At 47.7% G+C, this 17464-nt stretch carries 14 protein-coding genes and 1 pseudogene; 7 read left to right on the forward strand and 8 right to left on the reverse strand.

Going from position 1 to position 17464, the window contains the following annotated elements:
- Positions 1–39 precede the first annotated feature (39 nt).
- Positions 40–906: a DUF3078 domain-containing protein gene (locus tag CLV25_RS05655; protein WP_131838668.1), complete on the forward strand. Its 867-nt coding sequence runs from the start codon at positions 40–42 to the stop codon at positions 904–906.
- A 61-nt stretch (positions 907–967) separates the two neighbouring features.
- Positions 968–1273: a Dabb family protein gene (locus CLV25_RS05660; RefSeq protein ID WP_131838669.1), complete on the forward strand. Its 306-nt coding sequence runs from the start codon at positions 968–970 to the stop codon at positions 1271–1273.
- 108 nt (positions 1274–1381) lie between these two features.
- On the opposite strand, the pseudogene CLV25_RS05665 reads toward CLV25_RS05660, so the two are convergent.
- The 4 genes and pseudogenes from CLV25_RS05665 to abc-f all read right to left on the reverse strand — a co-directional run.
- A pseudogene (locus CLV25_RS05665) lies at positions 1382–1750 on the reverse strand (methionine-R-sulfoxide reductase); the annotation flags it as partial.
- 171 nt (positions 1751–1921) lie between these two features.
- Positions 1922–2272, reverse strand: coding sequence for a helix-turn-helix domain-containing protein (locus tag CLV25_RS05670; protein WP_131838671.1), 351 nt, complete (start codon positions 2270–2272; stop codon positions 1922–1924).
- Positions 2273–2636: 364 nt separating this feature from the next.
- A complete protein-coding gene (gene gloA2, locus CLV25_RS05675; protein WP_131838672.1) occupies positions 2637–3026 on the reverse strand; it encodes an SMU1112c/YaeR family gloxylase I-like metalloprotein in 390 nt (129 codons plus the stop codon).
- Between the two features lie 113 nt (positions 3027–3139).
- Positions 3140–5086: a ribosomal protection-like ABC-F family protein gene (abc-f, locus tag CLV25_RS05680; RefSeq protein ID WP_131838673.1), complete on the reverse strand. Its 1947-nt coding sequence runs from the start codon at positions 5084–5086 to the stop codon at positions 3140–3142.
- A 135-nt stretch (positions 5087–5221) separates the two neighbouring features.
- On the opposite strand from abc-f, the gene CLV25_RS05685 reads away from it, so the two are divergent.
- Positions 5222–7600, forward strand: a complete 2379-nt coding sequence (locus CLV25_RS05685; RefSeq protein WP_207895593.1) for a family 20 glycosylhydrolase — start codon at positions 5222–5224, stop codon at positions 7598–7600.
- A 143-nt stretch (positions 7601–7743) separates the two neighbouring features.
- Positions 7744–9147, forward strand: coding sequence for a 23S rRNA (uracil(1939)-C(5))-methyltransferase RlmD (gene rlmD / locus CLV25_RS05690; protein ID WP_131838674.1), 1404 nt, complete (start codon positions 7744–7746; stop codon positions 9145–9147).
- 264 nt (positions 9148–9411) lie between these two features.
- Here the strand turns inward: rlmD and CLV25_RS05695 are convergent, their stop codons facing one another.
- Positions 9412–10380 (reverse strand): hypothetical protein, encoded by a 969-nt coding sequence (locus CLV25_RS05695; protein ID WP_131838675.1) that lies wholly within the window; start codon positions 10378–10380, stop codon positions 9412–9414.
- Positions 10381–10610: 230 nt separating this feature from the next.
- Here CLV25_RS05695 and CLV25_RS05700 point away from each other — a divergent pair, with 230 nt between their 5' ends.
- Genes CLV25_RS05700 through CLV25_RS05710 form a run of 3 tightly spaced genes read left to right on the forward strand, consistent with a single transcriptional unit; the run spans position 10611 to position 13461 of the window.
- Complete coding sequence (locus tag CLV25_RS05700) at positions 10611–12356, forward strand: sensor histidine kinase (protein ID WP_131838676.1); 1746 nt, start codon at positions 10611–10613, stop codon at positions 12354–12356.
- A 2-nt stretch (positions 12357–12358) separates the two neighbouring features.
- A complete protein-coding gene (locus CLV25_RS05705; RefSeq protein ID WP_131838677.1) occupies positions 12359–13057 on the forward strand; it encodes a response regulator transcription factor in 699 nt (232 codons plus the stop codon).
- A 44-nt stretch (positions 13058–13101) separates the two neighbouring features.
- On the forward strand, positions 13102–13461 hold the full coding sequence (locus tag CLV25_RS05710) for a desulfoferrodoxin family protein (protein WP_131838678.1): 360 nt from the start codon (positions 13102–13104) through the stop codon (positions 13459–13461).
- Between the two features lie 137 nt (positions 13462–13598).
- On the opposite strand, the gene CLV25_RS05715 is transcribed toward CLV25_RS05710, so the two are convergent.
- From CLV25_RS05715 to CLV25_RS05725, 3 genes are all read right to left on the reverse strand, one after another.
- Positions 13599–15812 (reverse strand): GH92 family glycosyl hydrolase, encoded by a 2214-nt coding sequence (locus CLV25_RS05715; RefSeq protein ID WP_131838679.1) that lies wholly within the window; start codon positions 15810–15812, stop codon positions 13599–13601.
- A 349-nt stretch (positions 15813–16161) separates the two neighbouring features.
- Complete coding sequence (locus CLV25_RS05720) at positions 16162–16422, reverse strand: TFIIB-type zinc ribbon-containing protein (protein WP_131838680.1); 261 nt, start codon at positions 16420–16422, stop codon at positions 16162–16164.
- A gap of 137 nt (positions 16423–16559) precedes the next feature.
- The gene (locus CLV25_RS05725; RefSeq protein ID WP_131838681.1) at positions 16560–17015 is read right to left on the reverse strand and encodes a hypothetical protein; all 456 of its coding nucleotides are present in this window, start codon (positions 17013–17015) and stop codon (positions 16560–16562) included.
- Positions 17016–17464 lie beyond the last annotated feature (449 nt).

Raw genomic sequence — 17464 nt, forward strand, 5'->3', positions numbered from 1 at the left:
TTTTAGTGTATACATTAGGAAACTAAAACCATTAACAAAATGAAAAAGATCTTACTTACCACTACCCTACTTATGCTACTGCTACCAGCCGTAGCAGCTACCGACACCACCGCCAAGGATAGCACCAAGCGCGCTTGGAAGGTTACCGGCGAAAGCAGCCTCGGCTTCTCGCAAGTGGCGCTCAGCAACTGGAGCGCTGGGGGCGAGAGTTCCTACTCGCTCAACGCGCTGGTAAACCTTAACGCCACCCGAACTTGGGGCCGAAACATCTGGCAGAACACGCTAAACATGGGCTACGGCATCCAACAAATGGAGCATCAGGGCACAAAAAAGCTGAATGATCAGCTCATCATAAATACCCAGTACGGCTATCGAGCTTCTGGCAAGTGGTACTACACCGGAAGGCTTAACCTGCAAACGCAGCTTACCAAAGGGTACGACTACAACGTAACGCCCAAACAGTTTACCTCTACCTGGTTTGCGCCCGCCTACCTGCTAGCATCGGTAGGTATGGAGTACATCAACACCAGCAAAACGCTAAGCGTGCTTATATCGCCTGCTACGGCCAAGTATACCATTGTTGATAACGGCTACCTATCGAGTATCGGCGCATTTGGCGTGAAGGTCGGCGAACGGAGCCGATCGGAGTTTGGTGGTGCGGCAATTGCCAAGTACAAAAAGGCAGACATCATCAAAAACGTAAACCTAGAAACTAGCCTCAGCCTGTTCTCCAACTACGGGGATAAGCCCCAGAACATCGACATCAGCTGGCAGCTGCTCGCCTTTATGAAGATCAACAAGTTCCTTTCTACCTCCATCTCCACCCAGCTGCTCTACGACGATAACGTGGACGGGGAGGTGCAGCTAAAGGAGATTCTTACCGTTGGATTGGCCTACACCTTTTAGCGCTCTTTTGTGCTTATCCTGATGCCAAAGATGGTATCTTTGCGCCAAATACATACAATTTATGGTAAAACACGTAGTTTGCTGGAAGCTAAAAGATGAGGCCGAAGGCAACACCAAGCAGCAAAATGCCCGTATCGCCAAAACAATGCTCGAAGATCTCCGTGAGGTGATCGATGAAATCCGAAGCATCCGAGTTGGCATCAACGCACCCGGAACGCCCGAGGGGAACTGGGACCTGATACTGGAGAGCGAATTCGCTACCCTCCGCGATCTGGAAGCCTACGCCATCCACCCCGAGCACCTTAAGGTGGTGGAGTTCATCAAGAAGATCAATGAGGGGCGTATCTGCGTGGACTACGCAATTTAGTATCACGACATCGAAGCAATACTCTACTGATACCAGAAGAGGCCGCTGCTCTACGCAGGGCCTCTTCCTTTTATTTATGGGGATCTACCGCTAGTTCTTATCCCCTTTCTCCTCTGGAATAAAGTTTAGCGAAACCGAGTTGACGCAGTGCCGCGTGTTGGTTGGGGTAAACCCTTCGCCCTCGAAGACGTGCCCCAGATGCCCACCGCAGCTGGCGCACGAGATCTCAACCCTGCGCCCATCGGGATCGGGGGTGCGCTTTACGGCTCCCCTAATCTCGCTGTCAAAAGCAGGCCACCCGCAGCCCGAGTTAAACTTGCTGTCCGATCGGTAGAGCGGCGCCTTGCACTGTCGGCACACGTAAGTCCCCTTCTCAAAGTGATCGTCATACTTGCCGCTAAAGGGGCGTTCGGTTCCCTTCTTGACAAGCACGTATTCCTCCTCGCGCGTAAGCTTTTTGTACTCTATCTGCTTCATATTCTTCCGTTTTTCCAGTTTTGATGGTTGCGCCACGCCCACCAGTGCGATGGCCGTCAGCGCCACTAGTATAAGCCTCGTCCTCATGGCGATTTTTTTTACGGAACAAACAGCTAAAGGTTCAATAAGCTTTGCTAAGCGATGCCCGTTAACCAAGATTATGAGTGGAATCTACTTTTTTGCCCGCTCAAGGATGAAGCGCTCCACGGCCTCCAGTTCCTCGGCGGGTAGCCCCTGCACCAGCTTCACCACGCCAACGGCGTTATCCTTACGGCGAATGGACTGCAGGGCGTGATCGGCGATATCGTCCTCGGCCCTGCTGGGCGACCACTCCAGCACATCGTTGGGCGTACAGTTCAGGCGTAGGCAGATCTGCTCCAGGTCGTCCAGCGCCACTGAGGAGTTGCGGTTGTTGGCCACGTTAAACGCCTTAGCCCGCTTGAAGCCCAGCTTGAGCAGAAACGTGAAGGGCTTCATCCCGCCCTTCAGCAGCAGCACCCTCGATATATCCAGCTTTAGCATAGTATAGTTTTTAAAGATTCGGCACCCACAAGTTACCGAATTTTAGCGAATAATTTCACCAATTTCCGAATTCTTACCACATATTTTCGGCATATTACCATACGGGAATGGTAGTATACCACCTATTTTCGGTATATCACCGCAAATAAATAGTAATACACCACTTAATATTGGCTTATGCCCACTAAACTTCGGCAGCTTACCACTAATTACCGGTATATAATCACGAATTTTAAAACTGACACAATCAAATCATGGTATAATCATTTTTTACTAGGAGGGGAAAGCCTCCTGCAACCACCTTTTGCAGAGGTACGCCTTAGCGATGGCCTAGTATTACAGCAGTTTTTAGGAAGATGGGTCTCTACCCCTCGTAGAGTTCGAGCGGCAGGTTGTCGGGATCAAAGAAAAAGGTGAAGCGGCGACCCGTATGCTCGTCGATGCGGATAGGCTCGGAGGTAACTCCATTGGCGGCAAGGTGTGCAACCGCCTCGTCTAGATTATCGACTTCGAAGGCAAGGTGACGAAGCCCTGCCGCCTCGGGGCGCGAAATGCGCTGCGGCGGATGGGGAAAAGAGAAGAGCTCGATGACGTACCGACCTCCAAGTAACAGGTCTAGCTTGTACGAGTCGCGCTCGAAGCGGTACGCCTCGCTCATCACCTCAAACCCAAGGATTCGGGTGTAAAAGTCTTTCGACTTGGTGTAGTCGCTACATATAATGGCGATATGATGGACGGATTTAAGATGGAGCATAGGGGAATACATTTTGTCAATTTGCCTTCATTAGGGCGAAATATTTTTCGCCCTAATGAATACGAACGATTTTTCGCCATAGTACAGGGGCGCAAAATTTTTCGCCCCAACGATTACCCCTTCAACCCCTCCAGCTCCTCGTGGGCAATTTCCCACTCGTACATCTTCTCTTCGATGGATTTTTTTAGGGCGTTGTACTTTTTGAATAGTTCGGGATCGGCAGGGTCGATATTGTGGGCCGATGGATTGGCGAACATCTCATCCATCTTGGCCACCTCACCTTCAAGGCGTTCTATCTCCTTCTCTATATTGGTAACTGTATTCTCGGCTTTACGAATTTGACGATCGAACTCCTTCTTTTCGAGGTACGACTGCTTGCCATCGGATACGCCTCCGGCGTTGGCTGAAGCTTGGGCGGGTGCGGCCTTACGCTCGAGCTCCTGTAGGCGCTCCATCTTACGCTTGGCAAGGAATTCTTGAATACCACCAAGGTGCTCCTTCACCACCCCATCGCGGAACTCGTACACCTTCGATACAAGGCCATCGAGAAATTCGCGGTCGTGCGATACCACGAGCAGCGTACCGTCGTAGTCCATCAGCGCCTGCTTTAGGATGTCCTTCGAGCGCATGTCCATGTGGTTGGTGGGCTCGTCGAGGATCAAAAGGTTGTGCGGCTCAAGCATTAGGCGGGCCATTGCAAGGCGCGAGCGCTCGCCGCCCGAAAGCACCATCACCTTCTTGTCCACCTCCTCACCTCTGAAAAGGAATGCGCCAAGGATATCGCGCAAGCGGGTGCGGATATCGCCAACAGCTACATGCTCCAAGGTATCATACACGGTGATGTTGCCGTCCATGATGTCGGCCTCGTTTTGGGCAAAGTAGCCGATGTTGACGTTATGCCCCAGCTTATATTCGCCCTCGGTGTGCGGATGCTCGCCCATCAGGATTTTAGCGAAGGTCGATTTTCCCTCGCCGTTACGGCCAACAAGCGCCACTTTTTCGCCGCGCTCCACAACAATATTGGCACCGCTGAAGACGTGCTTCTCGCCAAAACTCTTGCCCAGCTCCTTGGACTCGATCACCACTTGTCCCGAGCGGGGTGCGGGCGGGAACTTAATATTTAGTCGGGAGTTATCCTCCTCATCAACTTCTATAATATCCAGTTTCTCGAGCTGTTTTATGCGGCTCTGCACCTGGTTGCTCTTGGTAGCCTTGTAGCGGAAGCGCTCGATGAAATCTTCGGTATCGGCAATCTGCTTCTGCTGATTGGTGTAAGCCGCCAGCTGCTGCTCGCGGCGCTCCTTGCGCAGCTCCACGTAGTGGCTGTAGGAAGTTTTATAGTCGTACACCTTGCCGAGCGATATCTCGATGGTGCGGTCTGTAACATTATCCAAGAAAACACGGTCGTGCGAGATTAGCACCAGCGCACCGGGGTAATCCTTAAGGTAAGTTTCTAGCCATTGGATAGATTCGATATCGAGGTGGTTGGTAGGCTCATCGAGCAGCAGCACTGAAGGGCGGCGTAGTAGCAGCTTAGCCAGCTCGATACGCATACGCCATCCACCGCTAAAGGTCGATGTTGGACGCTCGAACTCCTCGCGCTTGAAGCCTAAACCCAGTAGCGCCATCTCGGCTTCGCCATCCTGATTGCCACCTCCCAAGAGATGGTAATGTTCGTTGGCATCGGAAAGGCGGGCGCAAAGCTTAGCGTAATCGTCCGATTCGTAGTCGTCTCGCGAGCCGATTTCGGCGGTAAGGTCTTCAACTTCCTTTTCGAGCGCCTTTAAGTGCTCGAAGGCTGATAACGTCTCCTCGAACACGCTTCGGGTATCGTGCACCTTCATCTGCTGGGGAAGATATCCTAGTGTAACCTCGCTGGGGATGGCCACCATACCACCATCGGGAACGCGCTCGCCCAAGATCACCTTAAGCAGGGTCGATTTACCAGCACCATTACGACCAACCAAGCCAATACGGTCGCGCTTGTTAATCATAAAGGAGATGGAAGAGAAAAGGTCGGTTCCGCCAAACGAAACGGTTACGTTATTTATGGAAATCATTGCACACCAAAAATTATAAACTGCAAAAGTATAAAAATTCTTCCTCTAACTGAGTTATCATACATTACATCATCGCCTATATTTGTCAATCCATCAACACCATTTTATTAACCTTTACTTATGAAAACTAAAAAGATGCTAGTACTAACTCTGGCACTAAATACCTTTATCTCGTTTACCTTTGGAGCAACGCCTATAAAAGCTGATTCTGTGGCGATGGCTAATCTAAAGAATGTAGCTATATCCATAAAAGAAGTGCCCAATATTGGTAGCAACTCTACTATTCCTATGCCAGCGGTTCCCAAAGGCTACACGGCAACCTTCATCAGTTCCGACTGCATACCGGTAGTTTCCCGCAGCGGAAAGATCAACCCACCACTTGTAGATACCAAAGTGCACCTTTACTTTGTACTAAAGGATAGTGCTGGCAACAAATGTGATATTCCTTCGATTCCGGTGATCATCCCCGGAATAAATAAAACATCAACCACAGCCAATGCAAAACCCTTTGTTGTACCAGCCCTGCGCGAATGGTTAGGCGGGACAGGCCAGTTTACACCATCTAAAAGGATGGTTTTGGTGGTAGATCTTGCCCATAAGTTAGAACTCAGCCAAACAGCAGAAGCATTTGTTTCAGAATATACCGCCATGTTTGGTAAAAAGATGACTGTTAAGTATGGATCTCCTAAAAAGGGGAGCATCTTTCTAACCTTAAGCAATGCTGACACTACCTTAGGGAAAGAGGGTTATACCCTTGATATCAACGATGCTATTATCATAAAAGCAAACACTAGCTTAGGTTGCTTCTGGGGGACACGCACCGTACTGCAGCTACTCGAGCAGTCGAGCAGCATTCCCAAAGGTATTGCACGAGACTACCCTAAGTACGAGCGTCGTGGTTTTATGCTCGATGTGGGACGTAAGTTCTTCACCATCGACTTCCTCCGCCAGTACGTGAAGTTTATGGCCTACTATAAGCTCAATGAGTTTCACATTCACCTCAACGATAACGGCTTTAAAAAGTTTTTTAGCAACAGTTGGGATAGCACCTACTCCGCCTTCCGTCTTGAAAGTACAACCTTCCCCGGACTTGCTACAAAGGATGGTCATTATACCAAACAGGAGTTCATTGATCTTCAAAAGCTAGCCTCACAATATGGGGTTAATATCGTACCCGAAATAGATGCACCTGCGCATACTTTGGCTTTCGCTCACTACATGCCCGAAATTGGGAGCAAGCAATTCGGCATGGATCACCTCGATTTGGATAATCCAAAAACTTACGAGTTCATGGACGCACTCTTCAAGGAATACCTGAGTGGGCCTAATCCTGTCTTCACCGGCAAGGAAGTACATATCGGTACTGATGAATACTCTAATAAAGTTGCAGAGAAGTTCCGCGCATTTACCGATCGCTACATTCGTTACGTAGAGTCGTTTGGCAAACGGGCAAGAGTTTGGGGCGCGCTTACCCATGCAAAGGGTACAACTCCTGTTAAATCGGAGAATGTGATTATGGATGCCTGGTACAATGGTTATGCAGATCCTGCTGAAATGATAAACCTAGGCTACGATTTAATAAGTATCCCTGATGGTTTGGTTTACATAGTTCCTGCAGCAGGTTACTACTACGATTACCTCAACGATGAATGGTTATTCAATAATTGGGAACCAATTCAAATCGGCAAAGAGGTATTCCCCTATGGCCATCCTCAAATTCTTGGAGGCAAATTCGCGGTATGGAACGATCACATGGGCAATGGCATCTCGGAGAAGGATGTGCACCATCGCGTACTAGCCTCGATGAAGGTGCTCGGACAAAAGATGTGGACAGGAAATAGCAACGAAATTGAATTTAACACCTTCACCGATAAAGCAGAGCAGCTAAGTGAGGCTCCCGGTGTCAACATGGAAGGTAAGATAAAAGCGAAAGGTTATTTAGCTCTCAGCTACACCTTCGACAGCAAGCGCATCACCGACAAATCGGGTAATGGTAATAATGCCAAAGCCGGCAACGGTATTAAAGTAGTTAACGATGGAACAGAAAAATGTGTATCCATTAAGGGAGGCTCAACCATTAAGCTACCGATAACCGAGATTGGGTACGGATACACAGTATCCTTCAAGGTAAAACGAAGCGAGGCTGCTAGCGGAACCATCCTTTTCCAATCGCCCAACGCGATCTTATGGCTTAGTGAAGGAAAATCTGGCAAACTGGGTTTCTCGCGCGATGGCTATACCTACACCTTTAGCTACACCGTTCCAGTAAACCAATGGAGCGCTATTGCCATTCAGGGCGACAGCAAGGGAACTACCCTTTTTGTTGATGGCAAACTTGTTGAGCGCCTTGAAGGGAAGAAGTTCGAGTTTAACGGAGGAATGGATAAGATGGCCTGCATCCAAACGCTGGTATTTCCCCTAGAAACCATCGGAGCAAAGCAAAATAAGGAGACATTCCTTATCGGCGATCTTAAGGTATACAACAAAACGCTTAGCGTAGATGAGATGACCTGATAAAATAAAAAAGCGTGGGGCTGATGTTGCGCCACGCTTTTATTTTTCAATCCACAGTCCTATCAATCTTTAACTACATTCTGTAGCCCTACTTTCGGCATCGAACCTAAATACCTATCTTTGTGCCCACAAAAAAGATAACCGTGGGAAGAAAGAGAAAACCAGCGATAGAGAATCTGGAGATTGTGGACGTTGCCGCCGAAGGCAAGGCCATTGGACGATATAACGATATGGTGGTCTTCGTGCCTCAGGTAATACCGGGCGATGTGGTAAACATCCAGGTAAACAAGATGCGCAAGAACTACATGGAAGGCTTCGTCACGAAGCTGGTAACGCCATCGCCACTACGCGTAACCCCATTCTGCCAGCACTTTGGCGTTTGCGGTGGCTGCAAGTGGCAACATCTGCCCTACGAACTGCAGCTCCAGTACAAGCACAAGCAGGTGGTAGACCAACTAACCCGCATTGGCCATATCGACCTGTCCGAAATCACCCCAATTCTTGGTTCTGAGAAAATAGAAAACTACCGCAATAAGCTCGAGTACACCTTTTCGTCGAAACGATGGATTACCATTGAGGAAGTACAGGCAGGGGCAGAAATCAACCAGCCAAACGCGCTTGGATTTCACATCCCTGGCATGTTCGATAAGGTACTCGACATCGAGAAATGCCACCTTCAATCCGAACCATCTAACGCTATTCGCCTTGCGGTTCGCGACTTTACGCTTAAAAACGGCTACGAGTTCTTCGATATCCGCAACCAGGTAGGATTGATGCGCAACCTCATCATTCGCACCGCCTCAACGGGCGAGGTGATGGTGATCGTAGTATTCTACTACGAGGATGAAGAGAAACGTATTGCGCTGCTCAACCACCTAAAGGAGCAATTCCCACAAATTACCTCACTGCAGTACATCATCAACACCAAGGGCAACGATAGTATAACCGACCAAGAGGTCGTTACTTTTGCGGGAAAAGATCATATCATAGAGGAAATGGAGGGGTTAAAGTTTAAGGTAGGTCCAAAATCGTTCTACCAAACCAACTCCGAACAGGCTTACGTGCTTTATAAGGTTACCCGCGATTTTGCAGGACTAACCGGAAACGAGGTTGTTTACGACCTTTATACCGGAACCGGAACCATTGCCAACTTTGTTGCATCTAAGGCTAAGAAGGTGGTGGGCGTAGAGTACGTTCCAGAAGCAATTGAGGATGCCAAGGTGAATTCCGACATCAACGGAATCGCCAACACCACCTTCTACGCAGGCGACATGAAGGATGTGCTCAACGATAGGTTTATTGCCGAAAATGGACAGCCTGATGTTATCATCCTCGATCCTCCTCGTGCTGGAATCCATGAGGACGTAGCTAATACTATTTTGCGAGCTATGCCTAAGCGTATTGTTTACGTTAGTTGCAATCCGGCAACACAAGCTCGCGATATTGCCCTGCTAGCCCATGCCTACGAAGTTAAAAAGGTGCAGCCAGTGGATATGTTCCCCCACACCCACCACGTAGAGAACGTAGTGCTGATGGATAGAAAATAGGCTCACGATATAAGTCACAAGATATAAGCCTTAAATCTTAGGCTCTGTATCTTTAATAAAAAAGAAGGCGTCTTCCGACGCCTTCGCTTATCTCAAGTATAGGCTAACCACCACAATACTTCTCCGCCATTTCCTGTTGCCTATATCTACTTTTCGCTTAACCATTGAAGCCAAGCAGATAGTAAACCACAACTACCCCCATTTTGTTTATTCTACAAAAAAATAGGGCTACAAGAGCCCTATTCCCCTAACTGTAATGAAAAATTAAAACCAAAACTTGCTTACGGATATCTTTTTATTGTTGGCAATAACAACATAAACGTAGTCCTGGTTTGGTGTAATCTTAACGGTTCTTTTAAATCTGCCTTGACTACCTATTATTGTAGATTTTTCGAGGGTCATGCCATCGGGCGCTACCACCTGTAAGTCGCACTGTTCAGCATCCTCTAAACGGAAGGTAACCGAGTAGGTGTTACTCCTGTTGTTTGAGCGAATGCTTACATTTTCTACATCCAAGCTATTCTTTGTCTGCTTCGATGGAATAATCCCCTTTTTTGCCAACATCTCCATTTCCTGAACCGAAGGAGACTCCGATGCCATACCTTCATTTCCAAACGAACGAGGAGCAGCGACATCCCAATCTTCATCATTAAAGCCTCTAAAGTTGAATCGTGGCATCATAAATTGCCTCCTAGAGATATCTATGTCACCACCAAAATCGCTCATAATGCTGTCCATCGGACCATCAACGATAGTCGTATCCTTTCCATTTTTAATAATGGTTGTTTTTTTGCCATCGCTTAGCACCACGATAGACTCGTTGTTGCCTAAAGAATCCGTTCTAAAGCGATACTGTTTGCCATGCATTTTGGGGCGAGGAATGATCATTCCTTTGCGCTTATGAAACTTGCTATTGCCCAAGGAGTCGACAAATTCGTCGTTCTCCAGCTTCTTTACGATGCTATCCAATTGGGCAGGAAATCCGAAATCACGACCACCCATTTCCTCCACCATTGCCATTGCATTATCAAAGAAGTTGCGCGACTGCTTATGCATATCTTCCATCATCTTCTCCATAGAAGAAAAATCCCCAAAGCTTTCGGCTTTGACGTTAAACGAGGTATCTGCCTTTGCTTGGTACTTCGGTTTGGAGGATTGTTTGTGCTGACTACCTGCAGCTGCGGTTACCACAACCCCTAGTGCAAGCAATGCTATAAGTAAACCTTTTTTCATTGAAATAATGTTTTAAAGTTCTGAACTTATTCGTTTTTTCATGCCTTAAACCCCGGTAGGTTGCTTCTCCGAAGCCCCATTTTTCAAGCCCCTGGGTTTTGCCTTCCCAAAATTACGACATGAAAATGGAAGCGCAGCTAAGAGCTGGTTAATACCTGTTAACAAAAAGTTAAGGAGCGAGCATTGACCTCTTTTAATGTTTACCTTTGTAGACGACTAGAAACCAATAGATGAAGAAAAAGGCAATACCAAGCATCGCAATACTACTTGGAGCAGCACTAGTTGCTATAGCTGTTACGCAGCTATACTGGCTTAACAATGCCTATCAAATTAAGGAAGAGCAGTTAAACCGATCAATTGTTAACGCAATGCGCTCTACCGTAAACAAGATAGAGGATCGCTACAACGTTTCGAAGTTACTCGACACTTTCGACCAGCGCATTTACGGAACTCCATCCAACGAGAAAGACAGCAAAACGGGGAAAAGCAACAACCTCATGAAGCAGGATATTGCCTATGTCGACTCGCTGGTTAAAAGCGTGCTGAAAAGTTCTAAGTTTGCATACAACGACAACCAAAACCGCATCATATTTAGGATTAACACTCCTGAAGGGATGATGGAAAACTCCATTGTTATCCCCGACATTCAAACCCTCGAGCAATGGCAGCAGAACCAATATAACCAGTTTAACCCGCAGACGCCAAGGCTTGATACTCCAAAAAGGAAGAGCAAAAGAAAACCATCTAAAGTTCAGCAAAACCCCTTCGAGAACGAGCTGATGACGCCCTTCGAAATGCAGCCATCGGTAAGCGAAGAGGTGTCGCGTAAAGAGGCCGAACAGTTTCTCCGCACCCACATAGAGCAACGCTCACGCCGCATAGAGAATACCATCCGCCAAATGATTCTCGAATTCGACACCAAAAACCAGCCCATAGAGAAACGAATCAAGGCAGAATTGCTGGACTCTACCCTAAAGGCGGAACTTCTTGTTGAAGGCATTGATGCTCCCTTCGAATATGCCATCGTTAACGATAAGCACAACCAGATAACATCCATTCGATCTAAAAACTACCAAGCAGATAAGCAAGCGGGGTTTAGAACGCCTCTTTTCCCATACGATATTGGCAGCGAGCCCTACACCCTGCTGCTGCAGTTCGACAATCCTCGAAGCTACATTCTTGGATCGCTCAACTTTATGCTTGTCGGCTCTATTTTGCTGATGGCCTTTATCCTTGCAACGTTTGCTGCAACCATTGCTACGCTACTTAAACAAAAAAGGCTTACGGAAATAAAGAGCGATTTCGTAAACAACGTAACCCACGAGTTTAAGACCCCCATCGCAACTATCAACCTTGCAGTAGATTCCATCGAAAACGAGAAGGTGATCAAAAAGGAAGATGCCGTAAAGTACTTTACCGGCATTATTCGCGACGAAAACCGCCGTATGAATCGTCTGGTAGAGCAAGTACTAAAGATGGCGCTAGTAGAGCGTGCCGGGCTTAAGCAGAATCCTCAAACGCTAGACGTGCACGACGTGATAAATGCCGCGATAGGGCACTTCGAACTGCAAATTGCCAATAAGGGAGGAACCATCATAAAGGAGTTTAACGCCAACAATCCAGTTGTAGAAGCCGATGAGATGCACATGCTCAATGCCCTTGTAAACCTTATCGACAACGCCATTAAGTACTCCCCCACCCAACCATTTGTAAAAATTTGTACATTTAATACCAACAACAGAATCAACATATCGGTAATCGACAAAGGTATTGGTATGAAAAAGGATGCACAACGCCACATTTTCGACAAATTCTACCGCCATACCGATGGCAACATCCACAACATAAAAGGATTTGGCCTTGGTTTGGCATTTGTGAAGTCGATTGTTGAGGCTCACAACGGACGAATAACCGTATCGAGCGAGCTAGGCAAGGGCAGCCGCTTCGACATCACCATACCCCAAAAAAACAGCTAACCATGAGCAATGTAAACGTTCTTTTGGTAGAAGACGACACCAACTTTGGCTCGGTGCTCAAGGCCTACCTCGGCATAAACGAGTTTAACGTAACCTGGGTAGACGATGGCGCCAAAGCCTTCAAAACCTTTATAGAGGGAACCTTTGACATATGCGTTCTCGATGTTATGCTACCCAACGTCGATGGCTTTACCATTGCCCGCCGCATTAAGGAGCATAACCCAAGAATTCCGCTCATCTTCTTAACCGCCAAAACGCTCAAGAACGATATTCAGGAAGGGTTTAGCATTGGTGCCGACGACTACATCACCAAGCCTTTCGACTCGGAGGTGCTTATTTGGAAGATAAACGCCATTCTCAACCGCGATAAGCTTTCGAACGGAAGCGCCAACGCTCCAAAAACGAGCTACGAGCTCGGCATTTACACCTTCGATGCCGAGGTGCGCACCCTTAGGCATGGCGATGTTGAGGAAAAGCTATCCCCCCGCGAGGCCGATCTGCTAAAGCTGCTCATCGAAAACTCCAACACCGTACTACAGCGCGACAAGGCGCTGCTTACCATTTGGAAAGACGACAGCTACTTTGCAGGCCGTAGCATGGATGTTTACATAACCAAGCTGCGCAAGTACCTCAAAGACGATCCAAGCATCGAGATCTCGAGCGTTCATGGCACTGGATTTATGCTAAAGATCAAACACTAGCCACGGAATAGCTGTTATAGCATTATCTAAAAAACATTACTGCTATGAAAAAGCTATATGCAGCTATGGCATTTCTACTGGTAGCATCGGTGGCATTAGCCAACAAAACTTCGGTACAGATAGATGCTCCCGAGAAGGTAAAAAAGGGAAAAGAAGTTACCGTTATTATTAAGGTCTTTCACAAGGGCAACTCAAAAATGCACCACACCAATTGGGTTACGCTAGCCCTCGATGGCAAGGTGGTTCAGCGATGGGAGTATTCGAAGCATGCCCTTCCTAAAAGCGAAAACTTCACCCTAGAGTACAAGTTTGTACCTAAAGAAAACACCTCGGTAACCGTACAGGGCAACTGCAACCTACATGGCAGCCAAGGGCCTATTATGACAATGATTGCCGTAGAGTAGTCGAATCAAAGAAAAAGGGAAAAGCGTGCTACACGGCACGCTTTTTCAATTTCCATAGGGAAGCATTAAGTAAAAACAAACAGGCCGCTCCGAAACGGAGCAGCCTGCTGCTGTATACGTACTCTTCAGAAAGAAATCTAGCGTACAGGTTTTGCGCTCATATCGAAACGAAGAACGCCACCGCGCATGATGTCGGCATGCTGAAGCGTCCATCCCTTGATGGTTTTACCATTAAGGCTCTTACCTGCAACGTAGATGTTGCCCGGTGCATAGTTGCGAGCCTCAACCACAAAACTCTTGCCGTTCTCGAGCTTGATGGTAGCCTTACGGAAAAGAGGTGTACCAATGGTATACTCTGGTTTTCCGGGACACATAGGGTAGAATCCTAGCGAAGAAAGAATGTACCAAGCCGACATCTGCCCGCAATCCTCATTGTTTGGCATGGCAACCACATCGTTAAAGTAAAACTCCTTACGAATCTTGCTTATCATCTCTTGTGTTTTGTAAGGCGAGTCGGTGTAGTTGTAGAGGTACGGAATGTTATGCCCGGGCTCGTCGCCATGCGCGTACTTACCAAAGAAGCCCGAAATATCGACGTGCTGTTCGCCAACCATCTTAAGCTCCGTATTAAAGAGGGTATCGAGCGAGTTCTCGAACTCCTTCTTTCCGCCCTTAAGGTCCACCAAACGATCAATGGCGTGAGGCAGGTAGTACTCGTAATCCCAGAAGTTACCCGATATGTAGTGGGGCTGCAACGCATCCCAGCTGTTCATAACCAAATCCTCGTGCCAACGTCCATCGGCATACTTAGGGTAGAACGCCTTCTTGGCAGGGTTAAAGAGGTTTTCGAACGAAGCAGCACGCTTGCGGTAGATTGCCTCATCATCCTTTTTACCCAGCTTTTTTGCCAGCTCGGCAATGCACCAATCGTCGTAGGCGTACTCTAGGGTTTTGCTCACCGACTTGTCGATGTTGCAAGGAACGTAGCCCAGCTTAGCGTACTCGTGAATGCCTCCCGAGCCATCGCTGGAGCTAATTTTCTCGGTTACCGAAGCATCCTTCATGGCGGCAAAGGCATTGTTTAGATTTATACCCTTAATACCCTTTGCAATGGCATCGTAGATAACCGAAGCCGAGTGGTAACCAATCATGCAGGTGTTATCGAAGCCGCAAAGCTCCCAGATGGGCATATGATCCTTAGCGTCGGTATAGCGGCTAATGAGCGAGTTGGCAAAATCTACGGTTGCCTTCTGTTCCAAGATGGTAAACAACGGATGGGTAGCGCGGTGGGTATCCCAGTACGACCAGGTAGAATAGTTCTTAAAGCCCTTCGCCTGAAGCGTTTTTCCTACAGCCACATACTTGCCATCAACGTCCATGTAAAGGGTTGGAGCAAGGTAGCAGTGGTACAATCCAGTGTAGAAGATGGTCTTTTCGTCTTCGGTGCCTCCCTCTACCACAATCTTGTTGAGCTTTTTCTCCCACTTGGCCTTAGCCTCGGCACGTACACGGTCGAAGTTTTTGCCGGTAGACTCAGCCTTAAGGTTTTTACGAGCCCCATCGAGGCTTACAGCCGAAAGGGCCACCTTTACCTCAATAGCCTCGCCCTGCTTGGTAGCAAAACGCACCCAAGCCTTGGCATCGTGCCCCTTTGCCTGACGCTGATCGTGCATTGCAGCATCGAGGTACACCCCTGCCGAAGCAAACGGCTTAGAGAAGGTAGCCACGAAGTAGGCGTAACGACGTCCACCCCAACCATCGCTGTAGCAGTAGCCGGTAACCTCGTTGGTTCCTATGCTTACCGATGTCTCTATGGTCTTTCCAAATATCTTGCTAACAGGGTCGATAATAATATTCGCCTCATTGCTCTTGGGGAAGGTGTAGCGGTGCACCCCTACCCTTTCGGTAGCGGTAAGTTCGGCCTTAACGCCGTAGTCTTTCAAATAAACACGGTAGTATCCGGGCTTTGCAACCTCGTCGGCATGGCTAAAGCGCGAGCGGTAGCCTGTACCGGGCTTAGCTTTGTCGCCAGGCCCCATGCGCAGTTCGCCGGTGGTGGCCATCAGCAGGATATCGCCCAAATCGGCCCAGCCGGTACCGCTAAGATGGGTGTGGCTGAAGCCCATTAACGAGCTATCGCTGTAGTGGTAGCCCGAGCACCAGTCCCATCCCTTAATATCGGTGTCGGGACTAAGCTGAATTGCCCCAAAAGGAACCGTTGCCCCGGGATAGGTGTGCACGTGCCCCGAGGTTCCCAGCATCGGGTTCACGTAGTCGTAGGGCTTTTTGCTTGATTGCGCCCAAATGCTCAATGGCGCCAGAAGAAGTAATAGTAGTGTAGAACGTCTCATAAGTAGCCGCTGTGATTATGTGTTAATATCGGCAATATTGGCCAGTGCCTCGCTGCAGCGCTCTCGAACTGCAACGCATAAAGCCATTAGGCAGCAAATATACCAAATAGTGCCATAATCGGCAGCATAATCAGCTTAATGACTCTTTCTCATCCGCACCCTTCTGGCACTTTACTTCCAGCTATCGCCGTAGCCCTTCGTTAGGCATCGTTTTATCCTCCGATGGGACAACCTTTATGCCAAAATGCCACTACAAAAGGCAAAAGCAGGCCTAAGAGCCTGCTTTATACCGTATGCGTATTGCTTATGTAAAAATTGAATTACCTAGATAGCCACCTCCATAGCGTTGCTAGTCGAACAGTTCGTTTAGCCAATGCTTTTTGCGGTGCTTATAGTAATCTTGGCTGTCGTGATACTTTTGCTCCTTATAGTCGTGCTGGGGCTGCTGGTATCCCGGGCCACCCTTTTCATTTGCAATTGCCTTGTCAATAATCTTGTCAAGTTCGCCCCTATCGAGCCAAATACCCCTACAGCTAGGGCAGTAGTCTATTTCAACGCCTTGGCGTTCGGTCATCACCAAATCTACGTTGGTACAAATTGGGCATTTCATAAGCTTACCTTGTTTAAGTTATTCCTATTCAAAAAACAACTCTGCGTGCTCTTTGTTTAGGCGTGCTTTTAGTAATCATTCTCTACTCTCGCACCTATTGCGCCCACCAGCCGAGTTAATAAAAGGACTCTATCCGGCTACTTTATCTCAATATTGAGCTGTCGCCCTTCCTTAAGCGCCTTTTTATCCATTGAAGAACCAACAGCCATGCCAATTACCAAGCCAAAAGGCAGTCCAATAGCCATCATGCCCATGTTGTGGACTAGCGAGCCATAAACAACACCGAGGGGCAAACCAAATCCTGCAGTCCCAACGGCCATCCAGAAGTTACGGTAGTGGTTTTGGGTAACCAGCTTAAGCTCCTTTTCCAGCAGCTTAAGGATATCGGCTTGCGTCTTTTTAATCTGATTCTTCAATCCAATATCTGACGTAGAATTAACAAGATCGATACCGCTATTGATGTAGGCTACTATTGCATCGGGGAGCGTACGCCTCCTCAACTCGGACAAAAGATTATCGAACTGGTTGTATACGCTAAATAGGTTACAATCTATCTCAAATACGTTGAGTTTTCTCATCTCTTTTATTTCCATTTTTCGACTTAGGTTTAGGTTATATAGATATTACTATCTGCACATATTTCCGCTTTACCCCCATATACGCCCAATGCGGGTCGTTTTATGGTAAATTTGCTGCTTTGGGGTCATACTTTGTTGTTTTTTCCTACAGTTGAATAGCTATTTCTGCAAACGGAAGGTGGGCATACGAGCGCCATACAAGTTTTGTTTACTAAAAAGGTTTCTGCTATAGGATTGCCGTAAATGTAGCAATAAAAGTAATTAGCTTAACCAACCTTAATCGGATTTTTTTCGCCAAGCAGAGCCAATACGCTGCTGCTTGTAGCATTTTTACCTCGAATGCTGAGATTGAAGCCCAAGTTCTTACTTCTCCACTGCCCTATTCCCCATATACCACATATAATTTACCCAAATGCTTACGTATAAGCCTCTATACGCTACGCCATCCTCTGTTTTTTATGGTG

Origin of the sequence: Acetobacteroides hydrogenigenes (genome assembly GCF_004340205.1) — a bacterium.
GTDB lineage: Bacteria > Bacteroidota > Bacteroidia > Bacteroidales > ZOR0009 > Acetobacteroides > Acetobacteroides hydrogenigenes.